Here is a 17,760-nt window from a genome sequence, read left to right as displayed (position 1 = left end):
GTCAGTGAGCCTACTTGACGCGGAGTCGTTCGTTCTCACGGAGCCAGGTATCGACCTTTGCGAAGGTGGTGGCCATCGCGTCGCGCTCGTGGTCGTCGAGGTGGTCGAGCAGGTAGGTGCGCACCGCGAGCACATGACCCTTGGCCGCCTCGTGCAACTTCTCTCGACCCAGGTCGGTGATGCGGCATTCCCGGTTGCGCAGGTCCCGGTCTTGGTCTTTGGCCATCCGCTCGATGAAGCCGGCCTCCACCAGCCTGTCCACCCGGCGGGAGATGGTGCTCTTGGTGGCAAGCGCGCCATCTGCCAGGTCACTCATCCGCATGTGGTCGTGTTCGGACAGAAGGACCAGGATGCGGTAGTCGGCAAAGGTGAGACCCGACGTGGTGACCAGGGCATCGTTGATGGCGTCGAACAGACGTTGGGTGCCGTCCATGAACGAACGCCACGCCATCTGCTCAGCCTCGTCAAGCCACGGCACATCGTCCTCTGTCATGGTCCATTCCCGGTCACCGATCAGCAATGTGAAGCACAGGTTACCCCGCACCAATACGGTGATCCGCCGAACGTTTTCGCTCGTCAAGACGCGGTCACCATACAAGTGACGCACCAGCCGGCCTTCCGGTTCCGCACTTCGACGGCAGGACTGGGGTATTGGTTGAGACATGAGCAACATGCGCGCAGTGACCGTCACCGAGTTCGGACCGCCGGAGAACCTGGTGATCACCGACGTCGAACGACCGTCCCCCGCTGCAGGTGAGGTTCTGGTGAAAGTGGCCGCCGCCGGCGTGAACCGCGCCGACCTGCTGCAACGCCAAGGAAACTACCCGCCGCCACCGGGCGCGAGCGACATCATCGGGATGGAGGTCTCGGGCACCGTCGCCGAACTCGGCACCGAGGTCACGGGATGGGAAATCGGACAACAGGTGTGCGCGTTGATCGCCGGCGGTGGTTACGCCGAATACGTGACAGTGGCCGCCGAGCACTTGCTGCCCGTACCCGGCTTAGTTGACCTGATCGAGGCCGCCGCCCTTCCCGAGGTTGCCTGCACAGTGCTGTCCAACCTCAAACGAACCGCTCATCTGCAGCGAGGTGAACTGCTGCTGCTCCACGGTGGGGCAAGCGGCATCGGCACCCACGGCATCCAGTGGGCGAAGGCTCTCGGAGCCACGGTTGCCGTGACCGCCGGCTCAGCCGAAAAGCTGGAACTGTGCCGCGATCTCGGCGCCGACATCACCATCAACTACCACGACGACGACTTCGTCGAGGTGCTCAAGACACACGGCGGCGCCGACGTCATCCTCGATATCATTGGGGCAAAGTACCTGAGCCGCAACGTATCTGCATTGGCCGCTGACGGACGGCTGGTGGTGATCGGCATGCAGGGCGGCGTCAACGCCGAACTGAACCTGGGTGCCTTGCTATCCAAACGCGGGACCATCCATGCGACGGCCTTGCGTGGTCGTGAGCAGTCGGACAAAGCGGCGATCGTTGCTGACACCATCGCGACCACCTGGCCGATGATCGCCGATGGTCGCGTCAAACCTGTTGTCGGAGCAACATTTTCACTGGATGAGGCGGGCGAGGCACACGCCTTGCTCGAATCAGGGAAAGTCACCGGCAAGGTGTTGCTCACCGTCTGATCCCCGGGGTTTTCCACCAGAATCGGGTCCCTGGGCGGGCACCGAGGGAAACATGCCCTCGGAGGCGCCTCAGCGGGACGATTGTGGTGGCGTCAGCCTAGTGAACCGAGAGTGCGAACGAGCTGGTCGACCTCATACGGCGTGGTGTACGGCCCGAGCCCGATGGTGACGGCACCGCCCACATCGTTGACACCGATCCCGGACAACACGCGACTGTTCACATCGGCCAGCGCGCTGATGCCGTTGTCGGCCAGCCGCCGGACCACCTTGTCCGCGGTGACCCCGGAAACAGTGAAGCTGACCGCCGGAATCTGTACCGGCGCATCGCCGATCACGTTCACGAAGTTCAGCTGCCGCAGCGAGTTGAGAAGGTAGCGCAGCAATCGTTGCGAGTACTCCGCCAGGCCCGTCATCGACTGGACCAGCCGCTCGCGCCGGGTTCCGGTAGCCGATTCATCAAGCGCCGCAAGGTGTTCGATCGATGCGACCAGGCCGGCGAGCAACGCGTGTTGATGTCCGTCGACCTCGAGCCGTTCCGGCCCCTGTGCATCCGGGTTCAGCGACATCGGCCGCACGCGGGTGAGCATCTCCGGGTCACGGAACACCAGCGCTGCGGTGGACGGCCCGCCCCAGCGCTTCGCACTGACCACCAGCACGTCCGCGCCCAGCACCTCGATGTCCAGCGGCATGTACGGCGCTGCGCTGGTGGCGTCCACCACCAGCAGTCCGTCGATCGCGTGAACGGTGACCGCCGCGGCCGCCACGTCGACCACCGTCCCCAGCGTCGACGACGCCAGTGGCATGGCGACCACGCTCGTGGACCGACTGACCAGACCTTCGTATTGCCAGACGGGCAGGTCGCCGTTCTCGATGTCCACCTCGGCCCAGCGGACCTTGGCGCCGAACCGATCGGCGGCGCGCAGCCACGGCACCACATTGGCCTCGTCGTCGAGGCGGCTCACCACCACTTCCGAACCGAGCCACACCCGGGTGTTGAGGCATTCGGCCAGAACGCTGAGCAACTGCCCACGCGACGGACCGAGCACCACTCCCCGCGGATCGCCGTTGACCAGATCCGCGACGGCCTGCCGTGCCGCGTCGATGACGCCGGCCGTCTTCTTCGCCGCGGGATAGATGCCGCCGGGTTCGGAGACCAGGCCACGGAACGCCTTGGACACCGTGGTCGCCACCGAGTCCGGGATCTGCATCCCGGCCTGGGGATCGAGATGGATCCATCCGTCTCCAAGCGACGGGAACAATCCCCGTACGCGTGCGACGTCATAAGCCATGGCAGTCACCATAGACCGTCCTTCCGACGCTGCCACCTGAGTTGTGGGCCTGCTGCGAACACGAGATCGGGACATCTGGACAATGGGGACATGGCCGAAGACATTTTCAACCAGGGACCCCCGTCCGACAGCGACGACGGCATCGTTGTGGTGCCGTCGGCGAACTCCGACCAGGGTAAAGGTGACGAACAGCAGGGTGTCGCCGACATGGTCGAGCAGCCGGCGAAGGTGATGCGGATCGGCACGATGATCAAGCAACTCCTCGAAGAAGTTCGGGCGGCACCTCTCGACGATGCCAGCCGGGTTCGGCTGCGCGAGATCCACCAGTCGTCGATTCGCGAACTGGAAGACGGTCTGGCCCCTGAGCTGCGCGAAGAGCTCGAACGGCTGGCCCTGCCGTTCACCGATGACAACACGCCGTCCGACGCGGAACTGCGGATCGCCCAGGCGCAGCTGGTCGGCTGGCTCGAAGGACTGTTCCACGGCATCCAGACTGCGCTGTTCGCCCAGCAGATGGCCGCGCGGGCGCAACTCGAGCAGATGCGTCAGGGGCAATTGCCGCCGTCGGGTCCGATGGGTGGCCCCGGTGGGCCTCCTCACGGGGTCGCGGGCACCGGTCAGTACCTCTGATCCGACGCCTGGCGCCGGCGGGCCTGCGGCGCCCGGTTTGCCGAGATCGACAACTGCGGCGTCCGGGGCGGGCCGGCGTTGACGGTAGGCTCGTCTCTCGTGTCAACAGCAGTCGATCGCGAGCCGGTGCGCCCGCCCTCAGCGGAGTCCGATTCCCGGTCCTTCCGCCGGGCATTCGGCGACCTCGCAGCGGGCTTCCGCCAGTCGGAGCTGTGGTTGCTTCTCGGCTGGCAGGACATCAAGCAGAGATACCGCCGCTCCCTCCTCGGCCCACTCTGGATCACCATCGCCACAGCGGTGACTGCGGTGGCCATGGGACTTCTCTACTCGCAGCTGTTCGGCAACGAGATCGACACGTTCCTGCCGTACGTCATGCTCGGGTTCATCTTCTGGGGTTTCATCTCCGGATCGATCCTCGAAGGTGCTGAGCTCTTCACCACCAACGAGGGGCTGATCAAACAGATCCCCGCCCCGCTGAGCGTGCACGTGTACCGCCTCACCTGGCGGCAACTGATCATCTTCGCGCACAACATCCCGCTGTATGCGGTGTTGCTGATCATCTTCCCGCAGCCGGTGAACTGGACCGTGGTGTTTGTCATCCCCGGCATCGCACTGCTCGTACTCAACGCCGTGTGGGTGTCCATCGTGTTCGGCATTCTGTCCACCAGGTTCCGCGACATCGGTCAATTACTGGCCACCGCAGTGCAACTGGTCTTCTTCATGACGCCGATCATCTGGAGTGCCACCGATCTCGAGAAGAATGTCGGGGCCGATTCCAGCCGCGTCAAGCTGGTCCAGATCAATCCGATGTACCACTACCTCGAGATCACCCGCGGTCCGCTGCTGGGCGAGTCGGTGGCGCTCTACCACTGGCTGATCGTCATCGCCTGCACGATCGGCGGCTGGGCAGTGGCACTGATGGTGCTGCGTAATTACCGTGCTCGCGTTGCGTATTGGGTGTGAGGTCATGAGTTCAGTTCGAGTCGATACCTGGGACGCCTGCGTCGATTTCCCGATCTTCGACGCCAAGACCCGGTCCATCAAGAAGTCGGTGCTCGGCCGCGCCGGGGGCGTGATCGGCGCCAACGACTCCAATGTCGTCGTGGTCGAGGCACTCAAGCAGATCAATCTGCACCTCGAACACGGCGATCGCATCGGACTCGTCGGACACAACGGTGCCGGCAAATCCACCCTGCTCCGCCTGCTGTCGGGGATCTACGAACCCACTCGCGGTGCATGCAGCATCAAGGGTCGGGTGGCACCCGTGTTCGACCTCGGTGTCGGAATGGACCCCGAGATCTCGGGCTACGAGAACATCGTCATTCGGGGCATGTTCCTCGGCATGAGCCGCCGCGAGATGCTCCGAAAGATGGATGACATCGCCGAGTTCACCGAACTGGGTGACTACCTGTCGATGCCGCTGCGCACCTACTCCACCGGTATGCGCGTGCGCGTGGCGCTCGGGGTGGTCACCTCGATCGATCCCGAGATCCTCATCCTCGACGAAGGTATCGGTGCCGTCGACGCTGAGTTCATGAAAAAGGCACGTATCCGCCTGCAGGAGCTGGTCGCACGGTCCGGCATCCTGGTGTTCGCGAGCCACTCCAACGAGTTCCTCGCGCAACTCTGCGACCGCGCACTCTGGATCGACCACGGCGCGATCCGGATGGACGGCGGGATCGAGGAAGTGGTGCACGCCTACGAAGGACCGGAGGCCGCGCGCCACGTGCGTGAAGTCCTGGCCGAGGTCGAAAAGGATGGCTGAGCCCGCCGCGGCCCCCTCCGGGGGCGCGCAGACCGCGGACCGCGTGATCGGCGTGGTGGTCACCCACCGTCGCCTCGAGCTGCTGCGGCAATCGCTCGAGGTGCTGACCAACCAGAGTCGGCCCGTCGACCACCTCATCGTCGTCGACAACGCCGACGAACCCGCGGTCGCCGAACTGGTTGCCGCGCAGACCATTCCCACCACCTACATCGGGTCGAAGCACAATCTCGGCGGCGCCGGCGGATTTGCGCTCGGCATGCTGCACGCGCTGTCACTGGGCGCCGATTGGGTGTGGTGCGCGGACGACGACGGCAGGCCCGAAGGCAGCGACGTTCTCGGCACGCTGCTCGAATGCGCTGTCACGCATCAGCTTTCCGAGGTGTCGCCGGTGGTGTGCAACATCAGCGACCCTGACACGCTGGCCTTCCCGCTGCGACGTGGACTGGTGTGGCGCCGCAAGCGATCCGAACTGTTCGCCGGGGACGAGACCTCAGACCTTTTGCCCGGCATCGCCTCATTGATGAACGGCGCCCTGTTCTCCGCATCGGCCATCGAGGCCGTCGGTGTCCCCGACCTGCGCCTCTTCGTCCGCGGCGACGAGGTGGAGATGCACCGCCGACTGGTGCGGTCGGGTCTCGACTTCGGCACCTGCCTCACCACCGCATATCTCCATCCAGACGGCACGGACGAGTTCCGGCCGATCATGGGTGGGCGGATGCACACCCAGTATCCCGACAACGACACCAAGCGATTCTTCACCTACCGCAATCGCGGCTATCTGATGAGCCGGCCAGGTATGCGCAAGCTGCTGGTGCAGGAATACGCCCGCTTCGGTTGGTATTTCCTTGTGCAGCAACGGGATCTGGCCGGCTTCCGGGAGTGGCTGCGTCTGCAGTCGCTGGGCCGTCGGGAACGGTTCTCGCGACCCTGATTCGGGCGGTCTCGATACGAACAGCCACCGACTGCTGCCGAATCGTTCCCAAGCCAAACTAGAACGTGTTCTACTGAACTGAGACGGGTCTGGCTCGACCAGGCTCAGGGAACACATCTAGGAGGATCATGCGGTTCACATTCGCCGAGGCGATGACAGATCCGAGCTACTACCTGCCACTGGCTCAAGCGGCAGAGGCTGCCGGGTACGAGGGGTTCACCATCCCCGACTCCATCGCCTACCCGGAGGAGTCGGACTCGACGTACCCGTACACCGAGGACGGCAGTCGGGAGTTCCTCGAGGGCAAGGCCTTCATCGAGACCTTCGTGATGGCGGCAGCCATGGGCGCGGTCACCGAGAAGATCCGATTCAACCCGTTTGTGCTGAAACTGCCGATCCGTCCTCCCGCGCTGGTCGCGAAGCAGGCGATGTCGGTGGCCGTACTCACGAACAACCGGTTCTCTCTGGGTGTCGGTACCAGCCCGTGGGCCGAGGACTACGACATCATGGGCGTGGACTACAAGCGTCGTGGCAAACGAATGAACGAGTGCATGGACATCATCCGCGGGCTCAGCACCGGCGAGTACTTCGAGTTCCACGGGGAGTTCTACGACATCCCGAAGATCAAGATGAACCCGGCGCCCACCAAACCGATCCCACTGCTCGTCGGCGGGCACGCCGATCTGGCACTCAAGCGCGCGGTGATCCGCGGCGACGGCTGGATGCACGGCGGCGGCCCGCCCGAGGAACTCGACGCCCTGCTCGACAAGATCCACGACATCCGCAAGGCCGAAGGCAAGCTGAACGACCCCTTCGAGATCCACGTCATCTCCTACGACGCGTACACACCCGACGGCTGTAAACGCCTCGAGGACAAAGGCATCACCGATGTCATCGTCGGTTTCCGGATCCCGTACATCACCGGCGACGACACCGAACCGCTCCAGAAGAAGATCGACAACCTCAACATGTTCGCCGACTCGGTGATCAGCAAGGTCAACGGCTGACCAAGGCTCCCCGATCTTGGTGGGTTCGGGCGAGCATAAGCCCAGGTGGACCTCACCATTTCCCACCAAGATCGGGGAACGGGCGGGGGTCAGCGGATCTTGAAAATGACCATTCGCTGCACAACGAAGTTGATGACAGTTGCGGTTCCCTGAGCGATCACGAAGGCAGCGAGGCTGTAGACGAAAGTCTCCTCCCACACCCTCGACAGCCCGGTGTAAATGCCGACCTGAACCACGAAGGTCACCAGATAGAGAACCGCGACGGCGACAAAGCGAAGCGCGCTGGGCTCGGCGGCGAAGGTCCACCGACGGTTGATCAGGTACGCCGTGGTGGTGCCGCAGATGAACCCGACGGCTTTCGCGAACCACTCGGGCATACCGAACCCGTATTGGAGCAACAGGGTGAGCCCGAAGTCGAGGACGCCTGAGCCGGCCCCGGTGATCACAAACCGGACCAACTGGGTCTTCAGGTCGACCCCGACGCGTGGTGCTAGCTCCTCAGACACCCCAACACACTAAACGGCAACCGCCGGCTTCCCCGATTCGGTCGGTTCCAGGATCAGGATCGTGCCGATCACCAGTTCGTCCCGGATCAATCCAGTGATGATCGATTCCTGCTCGGATGCGTTGTCCCAGCGACTGTCGTGGCGGTGGCGCTCGGCGACGAGGTCGTCGCATTCGGTGACCCGCTGCTGCCACCACTCGGGGGCAGCAGCGAAGTCGGCCAGATCTGCGCGATCGACGATGCGCATCCCGGCATCCTCCACGAGCCGGTCCAAACCAGTGCGCGTCGGAAAGTTGTTGCCCTCGGGCTGGTTCGGCAGGTCGTCGACCGTCTTGATGTAGACGAGCACACCGACTCTCCCATCGGCGTGGATAACACGTCGGAGTTCGCGCAGCATCTTGGGCTGATCGCTGCTGGTGCACAGGACTCCGAGCGACCACGCTTTGTCGAATGTCTCGGACGGGAACGGGAGATTCTCGCCGGCGGCCGCGACGGTGGCCCGGCCGAACAACCGTTGCGCGGCCTGGCACGCGCCCATCATCGGCTCGACCAGCACCACCTCGGGCCCGAACTCTCGCGCGACGAACTCGGCTGCCCCACCCATGCCCGCCCCGACATCGACGAGTCTGGTCTCAGTGTCGAGAGCGAGCTTGCCCGCCAGCCAGCGAAGTGCTTCGGGGCTGCCGCTGCCGCGACATGCGGCGGGTATGGCGTACTCGCGACCAAGCGTCTCGACGGCCCGGACGGTCCACGACGGGACCGTATCGAACTCGTCTTTCATCGCCTCTGCATCGACTACCACTGTGCCGCCTTCACCGACTGTGCCCCATCGGCCAGGCGCTCACGTAGCCGCCGTCCGATCTCTGCCTTGACCTTCGCGGCCGGAACCTCACCGGCCGCCGACGCCAACCCCGAGAGGTTGACGCCCACCACACCCGGGATGTCGAGGAGCGCAACTGCTTCGACTACCGCGGTCTCGATGCCCGCCTCGACCGAGTCGTCAGCGGCCAGCACCCTGGTGATCTGCGAGTGGTCGAGGTGGAGACCGGGAAAAGCCGCCAGCACCTGAGCTGACCGCTCGTCGGTGTACACGGCCACGCCCGCGATGATCGGCATCGTGACGCCCAGCGCCCGCGCTGCGGACATGAACGCCCTCAGCGATTCCGGTGTACTGACGTGGTTCAGTACCGCCAACTGGGCGCCGGCCCTCTGCTTCTCGAGCAAACGCGCCGGGCGGATGCTGGTCGGCACGGCTTCGGGAGCCTCCGGCACACCCACGGCAAGATCAGCCTGTGCCGCCAGCGCCGCGAGCCGGGTTCCGTCCAGATCGAAAACCTGTGTCACATCTTGTCGAACACCCTGTGCCCGGCCGTCACCGGTGACGCAGAAGACGCCGTCGGCCCCGGCCTGGCCCAGACCCATCAGTTCCTGCTCGAGTACCACCCGGTTGCGGTCGCGACAGGTCAGCGTCACCCACGGGCATCCACCCACACCGCGGATGATCTGCGCCATCACGGTTGGCGGGTAGTCGGGCCGGTTCTGGTGTTCGCCGACGAGGACGGCATCGCTGCTCTCACCCAGAATGGATGCCACCTGTTCGAGGACGCCCCGGTCGAAGGCCGGGACCGACAAGTCGGACAGCACCACCGGGCGGGTACGGGAGGCGTTGATCAACTCACTCGGCGACGCCGGACTGGTCAACGGCTGTGGCCACGGAATGGGTTCGGTGAGAACGGCAAACGGACAGATGTGGGCGTCCATCTCACACGTGGCGTCGTCGCGCACGCCACCGCATGGTCCGAACACCATGCGTTTGGGGCATTCCCGCGACCGCGTTCCCCGATACTCGGTGAAGGCGTCGGGCCCATCGGTCGTGGTGTCCATGACGAACCGCTTACCCCGCTGACGCGAGGGGCAATCATCGTGAGCGGGCCGGCGCACGGTCCGCCACACGATTATCGGGCTATGTCACAGAGTTTTTCGAGCTCCTCGAGTGCTGTGTCGAGATGGGTCAACAGTCGCTGCAGGCTCGGGATCGTCGCCCGTGCGCCGGTCAGACCGAAATTGATGTTGTCGCCGTTGGACGCCACGGTGATGTTCAATGCCTGCCCATCCATGGCGATCGACGCCGGGTAGACCCCGTCGAGCCGCGCACCGTTCCAGTACAGATCCTGTTTCGGGCCCGGCACATTGGAGATGATGATGTTGAACGGTGGCGGGGTGTACCGCACGAATCCGGGCACCGTAGAAAAGGCCAACGGCGCCATCACCGCTGCACCGTAGCCCAATGCCATCAGCGGGCTGAGGTCGCGGATGACGTTCTTGCTCGACCGCGTCGACTCCACGAGGGTGGCCAGCCGGCGTTCCGGATCAGGTTGATCGGTGGCGAGATTCGCCAGGATGGCGGTCACCGCGTTGCCCTCGGAGGTGTCGCTGCCCGCGGCGTGCATCGACACCGGCATCATCGCGATCAGCGGCTGTTCGGGCAGCTCGTTCTGGTCGATCAGGTACGACCTGAGCGCTCCGGCGCACATCGCCATGACCACGTCGTTGATCGTGATGTCGAGGCCCGCCGCCACCTCGCGCAACCGGGTGGCCGACCATTGATCGGCCGCGAATCGCCGTGCGCCACCGATCGGCACGTTGAACATCGTGCGGGGCGCCTGCATCGGCAGGATCAGGTTGCGGTCACGAACCGCCCGAAGCCCCAGACGGGCACCGGCGGGAGCCAGCCCGGCGAGTTCACCGGCGATCTTGGCCCCGCCGCTGAGTACTTGCCCGACCACGTGCTGTGAACCCGAATCCTCCACCGGCTCCTTGGGTTTGCGCGCGAACAGTGCCGGGTCCCAGGGGGCGCGCCCGTTCCGTGCCTCGGGGTCCGTGTCGAGCGTCTTCTCGAGCAACTTGAGCGCGCTCACTCCGTCCACCAGCGAATGGTGGATCTTGGTGTACATCGCGACCCGGCCATCGGCGAGGCCCTCGATCAGGTGCACCTCCCACATCGGCCGGTAACGGTCGAGGAGCGCGCCGTGGTTCGCCGAGACGTACTTGAGGAGTTCGCGGATTCGGCCCGGGCGCGGCAAAACCGTTCGGCGAACGTGGTATTCGAGATCGATCTCCTTGTCGTACGTCCACCGGACCGTACCCATCAGCGCCACGGGTGATGCGGGCCGTTTCCGGAAGAGCCGGTAGACGTCGGTCTGCGCCTGCAGCGTCTCGAACATCTGCTCACCGAGTTCCTCGGCTGAGCTGCCCTCGGCCGGCTCGAAGAGCTGAAGACCACCGACGTGCATCGGATGCTCGCGCGATTCGGCCAGCAGGAACATCGATTCGGTGATCGGCATGTACGGCATGTGTGCTCCTGGACTGTCGGTTCCGTGTGTGTTCGAGAGACTCGAAGTCCACCAATGTGAAACAGGTTACAAGCTCGCACGGTCGCGCACCCGCCGTACTCGGGGGTTTATCGCTCGACTCTGAGGGAACTCAAGCGTCATGCGCTTTGGATACACGTTGATGACCGAACAGAGTGGACCGAAGGACCTGGTGCGCTACGCCGTGTCAGCCGAGAACGCGGGCTTCGACTTCGAGGTCTCCAGCGATCACTACTCTCCCTGGCTCGTATCCCAGGGACATGCGCCCTATGCGTGGAGTGTGTTGGGCGCGGTCGCCCACGCCACCGAGCGGGTCGAACTGGCGACCTACGTCACGGCGCCGACCATGCGATACCACCCCGCCGTGGTGGCGCAGAAGGCCGCGACCATGCAGTTGCTGGCAGACGGGCGATTCATCCTCGGCCTCGGATCAGGCGAGAGCCTCAACGAGCACACGGTCGGTCAGGGTTGGCCCGGCGTTGAGCAGCGACAAGAGATGCTGGCCGAGGCCGTGAAGATCATCCGCGAACTTCACGCGGGCGAACTCGTCACCTACGACGGCAAGTACTTCCGCGTCGACTCCTCACGTATCTGGGACCTGCCCGACGGCGGTGTCCCGATCGGTCTCGCCGTCTCCGGCGACAGATCGATCGAGCATCTCGCGCCGCTCGGTGACCACATGATCTCCACCGAGCCGTCAGGCGATCTGGTGAAGTCGTGGGATCAGCACCATCCCCAGCAGTCCCGGAAAATCGGGCAGATCCCGATCTGTTGGGATCCCGACAAAGACGCCGCTGTCGCGCGCGCGCACGACCAATTCCGCTGGTTCGCCGGCGGCTGGTCGGTGAATGCCGATTTGCCGACAACTGCCGCGTTCAGCGGCGCCACACAATTCGTGAGGCCAGAGGATGTTGCGTCATCAATTGCCTGCGGTCCGGACCTGGATGAATTGGCCGAGAGTGTGAAACCGTTCATCGAGGCCGGTTATACGGACGTGGCACTTGTTCAAATAGGCGGCGACAGTCAAGACCAGTTCTTGGCCGAGGCGGCGGAGCCTTTGCTCACGAAGCTTCGCGCACTCTGACAGTCAGCGCAGTTCGCTCTTCCAACTCCTCGATCACCGCTTCGACAACTGCGACTGCGTCGTCGAGCAGCGCCGCACGCCTCCACAGACGCGTCCATTCGGTGTACACAGACATGCACTGCTCCAGCGTTTCCACTGCAGCCGCCGCCAATTCGGCGGAGGGTTGAAATTGGTTGTCGGTCACTGACTTCGGGCCGATGTTCTCGGAGAGGAGCATGCCGCCGGGCAGTGCTGCCACCACTGTGGTCGCTGCTCCCAGAGCTACCAACCACGCGCGCTGATTGTCAGCACGCACTGCGGTTGCCAGCGTCGACCGGACCAATGCAGGGCGTCCGACGGCAGCTGTACGGTCGAATTGATCAGCCCATTCGACGGCAGGCGCGTTGTCGAAAACACCGGTTCCCCAAATGTGCATCGTCGACACCTCTCCACCGCGACACGGACGTTTTGGTCTCACATACTTGTCGCATACGTGCTGCGAGTTGTTACCCCATTGTCCCCCGCGTGTTCGAGGTCTCGTCCTGAACAATACGTGAATTGACCGACTCATTTTTTCGCATCGGGTGTTTTGTTCAATTCAAACATTCATCGGGCCTGGACGAGCGGCGACTCGGGTGAAGAGACCGTCGTGGCTCGCGTGGCCGGCGATGCGGACCGAGAGCATCATGACGGGCATGCAGATCTACGACGACATCGTCATCGGTGCCGGCCACAACGGCCTCACCGCGGCCGCCTACCTGGCCCGCGCGGGCCGCAAGGTGCTCGTGCTCGAACGCGCCCCGCACGTCGGCGGCGCAACCGTCTCCGCCCGGCCGTTCCCCGGCATGGATGCGCGAGTGTCCCGCTACTCGTACCTGGTGTCGCTGCTGCCACGGCGGATCATCGCCGATCTCGGACTCGACATCACCCTCGTCCGGCGCAGGTATTCCTCGTACACACCGCTGCCCGCCGACCCGTCCAGGGGCATTCTCGTGGACACAGCCGATGAAGCAGCGACAGCGGCATCGTTCCGAGCCGTCACGGGATCTGACGCGGACTTTCGTGCGTGGAAACGGTTCTATGCCGCGATGTCGACGATCGCCGAGGGTGTTTTCCCGACCATGCTGCAACCGCTCGTCAGCGCCGATGAGATGGCGATGATCGCGGGGGGCGATCTCGCCGCCATGGACATGTGGGAACGCCTCACCACCGAACCGGCCGGCGCCATCATCACCGACACGTTCGGCGACGACCTGGTCCGGGGCATCGTCGCAACCGACGGGCTCATCGGCACGTTTGCCGATCTCGACGATCCCTCACTGGCCCAGAACATCTGCCTGCTCTACCACCTCATCGGCGGTGGCACCGGCGACTGGGACGTCCCGGTGGGTGGCATGGGCGCGGTCTCCGGCGCCCTCGCCACCGCAGCCGTCGATGCCGGTGCCGACATCCGCACCGGAGCCGAGGTGACCGCCGTCGACCCGGGTGACGGCACCGTGGAATGGGACCAGGGCACGGCCAGGGCCGAGTTCATCCACGCCGCCTGCGCCCCTTTTGTTCTCGATCGACTTGTCGGGAATGATATTGAGTTCCAACCGAAGCCACGTGGCGCCCAACTCAAGATCAACGTGCTGCTGCGGCGGCTGCCGAAACTGCGGGATACCGACGTCCCGGTGGGCGCGGCATTTTCGGGCACCTTCCACATCCACGAGGGCTTCGACGCGTTGGCGCGATCACATCGTGAGGTCGCGGCCGGTCGGATCCCGACGACTCCGCCGAGTGAGATCTACTGCCACACCCTGTCCGACCCGAGCATTCTCGGCCCCGATCTCACCGGTATGCACACCCTGACGCTGTTCGGACTGCACATGACGCCGGAGTTGTTCACCCGGCCAGGGGCGAAAGACGAAGCCGTGGCCGCCACCTTGGCCGCCCTGGACTCGGTGCTCGACGAACCCATCGCCGACGTCATCGCCACCGACAGCACCGGTGCGCCCTGCATCGAAGCAAAGACCCCGCCGGAACTCGAAGCGGCGGTAGGACTGCCCGGCGGCCACATCTTCCACCGGCCGCTGCAATGGCCTTGGGCGGAATCACCTACAGAAGTCGGCACATGGGGTGTGGAAACCGGCCATCGGCGGGTGTTGCTCGCCGGGGCCGGCGCTCGGCGCGGCGGCGGTGTCAGCGGCATCCCGGGCCACAACGCTGCGGCGCTGGTGCTGGGCCGCTAGCCAGTCCGTTGACCGGGCCGAAAACCCCGTCGACCGGGCCGAAACTTGCATTCACCGGGCCGTCGATCGTCTGAATCAGACCCGTAGAGGCACGTCTCACTCATCGTCTTACGGCTTTCGGCCCGCTCAACGGCGATATCGGCCCGGTCGACGGTGGTTTCGGCCCGGTCGACGGTGGTTTCGGCCCGGTCGACGGTGGTTTCGGCCCGGTCGACGGATGCGCTCAGGAGTGGGCGAGCTTCTTGTTCACCACCCGGGTCAGCCATGCCGGCGAGAAGCGCGCACCGAGCGACAGCGCCTTGGTCTGGAGCCCCACGGCGTAGTGCACCCGGTGGATGAGCTTGCTGGTCTTGGGTTCCTCGACGGCAGCGAGGATGGCATCGGCGACGTCCTGGGGTCCGAGGCGGATCCCGAGCGAGTCGGTGGTGCCCGTACGGACGCCCTTGGTCATCGCGGTCTGGACGTAGAGCGGCCACATGGCGATGGCGCGGATGCCGTGCTTGCCCCACTCGATGTCCAGCGCCTCGGTGAGACCGCGGACGTACATCTTGGTGGCGCTGTAGCTGGCCAGCTCGGCTTGGCCGTAGATCGCCGACGCCGACGCGATGTTGACCAGCACCGACCCCGGAGTGGCCTTCAGATGCCGGAACCCGGCGTGGCACCCGTTGGTCACGCCCTTGACGTTGATGTCGATCTGCTTGTGCTGGGTGGCGAGCGGGATCTCCTCGAACGGACCCGCCAGCAAGATTCCCGCGTTGTTGATCAGCACGTCGAGCCGGCCACCATTGCTGTCGGCGAACTCGTCGAGACGGGTGGCGAACTCATCGGCGTCGGTGACGTCGAGGTGGCCCGTGACCGCGCGACTTCCCGCGGCCTTCACCTCGTCGACAAGACTGGCCAATCCCGCCTCGTCGATGTCGTACGCACCGATGAGGTATCCCTTGCGTGCAAACGTGAGCGCAGTGTGACGTCCGATTCCGGCTGCAGCACCGGTGATGAAGACCGATCGTGTAGGCATACGGGATTCTTACACCGCGCATTGTCGAATGGCTAGTTCCGATGACACGCCCGGTAGGCTCTGCTCCGATGTCTACCGCTGAATTGCCCATTGAAACCCGCAAGCTCGTCGGCTGGAGCCGCACGACGCCGATCGAGGGTCACGTGCTGGCGACACCCGATGTCGAGGTGATCGCCAAGGCTGTCGCGCAGGTTGCCGATGCAAACGCCGACAAGCCGTCCTACCTGCGTCGCGGCGTGATCGCCCGCGGACTGGGACGTTCCTACAACGAATCCGCGCAGAACGTCGGTGGCCTGACCGTCGACATGACGCAGCTCAAGCGCGTCCACTCGATCGATGACTCCACCGGGATCGTCGACCTCGATGCCGGCGTCTCGCTCGACGAGCTGATGACCGTGGCCCTCCCGTTCGGTCTCTGGGTCCCGGTGTTGCCGGGCACCAGGCAGGTCACCATCGGTGGAGCCATCGCGCACGACATCCACGGCAAGAACCACCACAGCGCCGGAACCTTCGGCCAGCACGTTGTCGAGATCACGTTGCTGGTGGCCGACGGACGCATCCTCACCCTGACCCCCTCCGGCAGCCCCGACGACCCCCAGGGCGAGCTGTTCTGGGCGACGATCGCGGGAATCGGCCTGACCGGCATCATCCTGCGGGCCAAGGTCCAGCTCAAGCGGACCGAGAGTGCGTACTTCATCGCGGACACCGCCACCACCAGCAGTCTCGACGAGACCATCGCGCTCCATCTCGAAGACGGATTCGAAGACGGCTACGAGTACGCATCGGGCTGGTTCGACTCGATCAGCAAGCCGCCGAAGCTCGGCCGCGGGTCATTCAGTCGGGGCAATCTGGCCAGACTCGACGAGCTGCCGCCGAAGCTGCAGAAGGATCCGCTGAAGTTCAACGGCAAACCGCTGGTGACCTTCCCCGACATCTTCCCGAACGGGCTGGCCAACAAGTTCGACTTCTCCATCGTCGGCGAGGCCTACTACCGGATGGGGTCGAACAAAAAGGGCCAGGTCAAGAATTTGGCGCAGTTCTACCACATCCTCGACATCTTCGGAGAGTGGAATCGGGCCTACGGACGTACCGGCGGATTCACCCAGTACCAGTTCATCGTGCCCACCGGCAACGAGGACGAGTTCAAGCGGATCATCGCCGACATCCAGGCCTCCGGACACGTGAGCTTCCTCAACGTGATCAAGCTCTTCGGCGACGGAAACCAAGCGCCCCTGAGCTTTCCGTTCCGTGGCTGGAACGTTTGCCTCGACTTCCCGATCAAGCGGGGACTCGGCGAGTACCTCAACGAGCTCGATCGCCGCGTGATGGCCATGGGCGGACGCCTGTACACGGCCAAGGACTCGCGGACCTCAGCGCAGAATTTCCACGCCATGTATCCCGAGATCGACTCGTGGATCGCCACGCGCCGAAGGATCGACCCGACCGGGGTGTTCATGTCCGACATGGCCCGCCGCCTCGAACTCGCCTGAGCAACAACTCGTTCGAGCCTGCACTCCCCCGATCTGCCGACTAGACAGGAACATTCATGATCAACGCCGTAGGCGTCCCACAGTCCGTCCTGGTACTCGGTGGCAGCTCCGAGATCGGACTGGCCATCACCGCCGAATACCTCAAGAAGGGGCCGATGCGTGTGGTCCTGGCGACCATGCCCGGCGACCCCGCCGGTGAGGCCGCAGTCGAGAAGATGAAGGCCGCCGGCGCCTCGTCGGTGGAGCGCATCGACTTCGACGCCCTCACCCCCGACAGCCATCCCGCGGTGATCGACCAGGCGTTCGCCGGGGGCGACATCGACGTGGCCATCGTCGCGTTCGGCGTCCAGGGTGTGGACGAAGAGGTCTGGCAGGACCAGCGAAAAGCAGTCTTCACCGCCAACATCAACTACACCGCCGCGGTATCGGTGGGCGTTCTCCTCGGCGAGAAGATGCGCGCACAGGGCCACGGCCAGATCATCGCGATGAGCTCGGTCGCCGGAGAACGCGTGCGGCGCAGCAACTTCGTCTACGGATCCACCAAGGCCGGCCTCGACGGGTTCTACCTCGGTCTCGGTGAGGCGTTGCGCGAACACAACATCCGCGTACTCGTCATCCGCCCGGGCATGGTGCGCACCCGCTTGTCGGCGCACGTGAAGGAAGCACCGCTGACGGTCGAGAAGGAAGACGTCGCCAAGCTGGCGGTGTCGGCAGCGGACAAGGGCAAGGAACTCGTCTGGGCGCCCCCACCATTCCGTTTCGTGATGATGGTGCTTCGCCACATCCCCCGTCCGATCTTCCGCAAACTTCCCATCTGATC

General features: G+C 64.5%; 18 protein-coding genes. 10 read left to right on the top strand and 8 right to left on the bottom strand.

Features of this window, described 5'->3' with window-relative positions; translation table 11 throughout:
- Window positions 1-10 precede the first annotated feature (10 nt).
- Window positions 11-493 (bottom strand): MarR family winged helix-turn-helix transcriptional regulator, encoded by a 483-nt coding sequence (locus ACVWY6_RS17855; protein WP_031331291.1) that lies wholly within the window; start codon window positions 491-493, stop codon window positions 11-13.
- 178 nt (window positions 494-671) lie between these two features.
- On the opposite strand from ACVWY6_RS17855, the gene ACVWY6_RS17850 reads away from it, so the two are divergent.
- On the top strand, window positions 672-1,640 hold the full coding sequence (locus tag ACVWY6_RS17850) for an NAD(P)H-quinone oxidoreductase (RefSeq protein WP_457540203.1): 969 nt from the start codon (window positions 672-674) through the stop codon (window positions 1,638-1,640).
- A 92-nt stretch (window positions 1,641-1,732) separates the two neighbouring features.
- Here ACVWY6_RS17850 and ACVWY6_RS17845 read toward each other — a convergent pair whose 3' ends face one another.
- Window positions 1,733-2,929: a cysteine desulfurase-like protein gene (locus tag ACVWY6_RS17845; RefSeq protein ID WP_457539809.1), complete on the bottom strand. Its 1,197-nt coding sequence runs from the start codon at window positions 2,927-2,929 to the stop codon at window positions 1,733-1,735.
- Between the two features lie 90 nt (window positions 2,930-3,019).
- Between ACVWY6_RS17845 and ACVWY6_RS17840 the strand changes: the two genes are divergently transcribed.
- The 5 genes from ACVWY6_RS17840 (at window position 3,020) to ACVWY6_RS17820 (ending at window position 7,262) form a co-directional block, all read left to right on the top strand.
- Window positions 3,020-3,559, top strand: a complete 540-nt coding sequence (locus ACVWY6_RS17840; protein ID WP_023954800.1) for a bacterial proteasome activator family protein — start codon at window positions 3,020-3,022, stop codon at window positions 3,557-3,559.
- 99 nt (window positions 3,560-3,658) lie between these two features.
- A complete protein-coding gene (gene wzm, locus ACVWY6_RS17835; protein WP_030167806.1) occupies window positions 3,659-4,522 on the top strand; it encodes a galactan export ABC transporter permease subunit Wzm/RfbD in 864 nt (287 codons plus the stop codon).
- 4 nt (window positions 4,523-4,526) lie between these two features.
- Window positions 4,527-5,324, top strand: coding sequence for a galactan export ABC transporter ATP-binding subunit Wzt/RfbE (gene wzt, locus ACVWY6_RS17830; protein ID WP_031331294.1), 798 nt, complete (start codon window positions 4,527-4,529; stop codon window positions 5,322-5,324).
- Window positions 5,317-6,255 carry a galactofuranosyltransferase GlfT1 gene (gene glfT1, locus ACVWY6_RS17825; protein ID WP_457539807.1) on the top strand — a complete coding sequence of 313 codons (939 nt, stop codon included), beginning with the start codon at window positions 5,317-5,319 and terminating at the stop codon, window positions 6,253-6,255. The genes wzt and glfT1 overlap by 8 nt, the downstream gene beginning before the upstream one ends.
- Before the next feature lie 128 nt (window positions 6,256-6,383).
- Window positions 6,384-7,262: an LLM class flavin-dependent oxidoreductase gene (locus ACVWY6_RS17820; RefSeq protein ID WP_062794764.1), complete on the top strand. Its 879-nt coding sequence runs from the start codon at window positions 6,384-6,386 to the stop codon at window positions 7,260-7,262.
- A gap of 89 nt (window positions 7,263-7,351) precedes the next feature.
- Here the strand turns inward: ACVWY6_RS17820 and ACVWY6_RS17815 are convergent, their stop codons facing one another.
- The 4 genes from ACVWY6_RS17815 to ACVWY6_RS17800 form a co-directional block, all read right to left on the bottom strand.
- A complete protein-coding gene (locus ACVWY6_RS17815) occupies window positions 7,352-7,768 on the bottom strand; it encodes a GtrA family protein (RefSeq protein ID WP_457539806.1) in 417 nt (138 codons plus the stop codon).
- A 9-nt stretch (window positions 7,769-7,777) separates the two neighbouring features.
- Entirely contained in the window at window positions 7,778-8,569 is a 792-nt protein-coding gene (locus tag ACVWY6_RS17810) for a class I SAM-dependent methyltransferase (RefSeq protein WP_457539804.1), read from the bottom strand.
- Window positions 8,563-9,651, bottom strand: a complete 1,089-nt coding sequence (locus tag ACVWY6_RS17805; RefSeq protein WP_457539802.1) for a methylenetetrahydrofolate reductase — start codon at window positions 9,649-9,651, stop codon at window positions 8,563-8,565. The genes ACVWY6_RS17810 and ACVWY6_RS17805 overlap by 7 nt, the downstream gene beginning before the upstream one ends.
- Before the next feature lie 71 nt (window positions 9,652-9,722).
- Window positions 9,723-11,120: a WS/DGAT/MGAT family O-acyltransferase gene (locus ACVWY6_RS17800; RefSeq protein WP_023954814.1), complete on the bottom strand. Its 1,398-nt coding sequence runs from the start codon at window positions 11,118-11,120 to the stop codon at window positions 9,723-9,725.
- Between the two features lie 160 nt (window positions 11,121-11,280).
- Here ACVWY6_RS17800 and ACVWY6_RS17795 point away from each other — a divergent pair, with 160 nt between their 5' ends.
- Window positions 11,281-12,222, top strand: a complete 942-nt coding sequence (locus ACVWY6_RS17795) for a TIGR03557 family F420-dependent LLM class oxidoreductase (protein ID WP_457539800.1) — start codon at window positions 11,281-11,283, stop codon at window positions 12,220-12,222.
- Here the strand turns inward: ACVWY6_RS17795 and ACVWY6_RS17790 are convergent.
- Window positions 12,200-12,637, bottom strand: a complete 438-nt coding sequence (locus tag ACVWY6_RS17790) for a DUF4259 domain-containing protein (protein WP_457539798.1) — start codon at window positions 12,635-12,637, stop codon at window positions 12,200-12,202. The genes ACVWY6_RS17795 and ACVWY6_RS17790 overlap by 23 nt on opposite strands.
- Window positions 12,638-12,887: 250 nt before the next feature.
- Here ACVWY6_RS17790 and ACVWY6_RS17785 point away from each other — a divergent pair, with 250 nt between their 5' ends.
- Complete coding sequence (locus ACVWY6_RS17785; RefSeq protein ID WP_457540201.1) at window positions 12,888-14,432, top strand: phytoene desaturase family protein; 1,545 nt, start codon at window positions 12,888-12,890, stop codon at window positions 14,430-14,432.
- 223 nt (window positions 14,433-14,655) lie between these two features.
- On the opposite strand, the gene ACVWY6_RS17780 is transcribed toward ACVWY6_RS17785, so the two are convergent.
- Window positions 14,656-15,450 carry an SDR family oxidoreductase gene (locus ACVWY6_RS17780; protein WP_400723062.1) on the bottom strand — a complete coding sequence of 265 codons (795 nt, stop codon included), beginning with the start codon at window positions 15,448-15,450 and terminating at the stop codon, window positions 14,656-14,658.
- 68 nt (window positions 15,451-15,518) lie between these two features.
- Between ACVWY6_RS17780 and ACVWY6_RS17775 the strand changes: the two genes are divergently transcribed.
- Window positions 15,519-16,940: an FAD-binding protein gene (locus ACVWY6_RS17775; protein WP_457539796.1), complete on the top strand. Its 1,422-nt coding sequence runs from the start codon at window positions 15,519-15,521 to the stop codon at window positions 16,938-16,940.
- Between the two features lie 56 nt (window positions 16,941-16,996).
- Window positions 16,997-17,758, top strand: a complete 762-nt coding sequence (locus tag ACVWY6_RS17770) for a decaprenylphospho-beta-D-erythro-pentofuranosid-2-ulose 2-reductase (RefSeq protein ID WP_023954826.1) — start codon at window positions 16,997-16,999, stop codon at window positions 17,756-17,758.
- The last annotated feature ends 2 nt before the right edge of the window (window positions 17,759-17,760 follow it).

This window comes from Williamsia sp. R60, from assembly GCF_054063855.1.
This window is presented reverse-complemented; position numbering and strand designations above follow the sequence as displayed.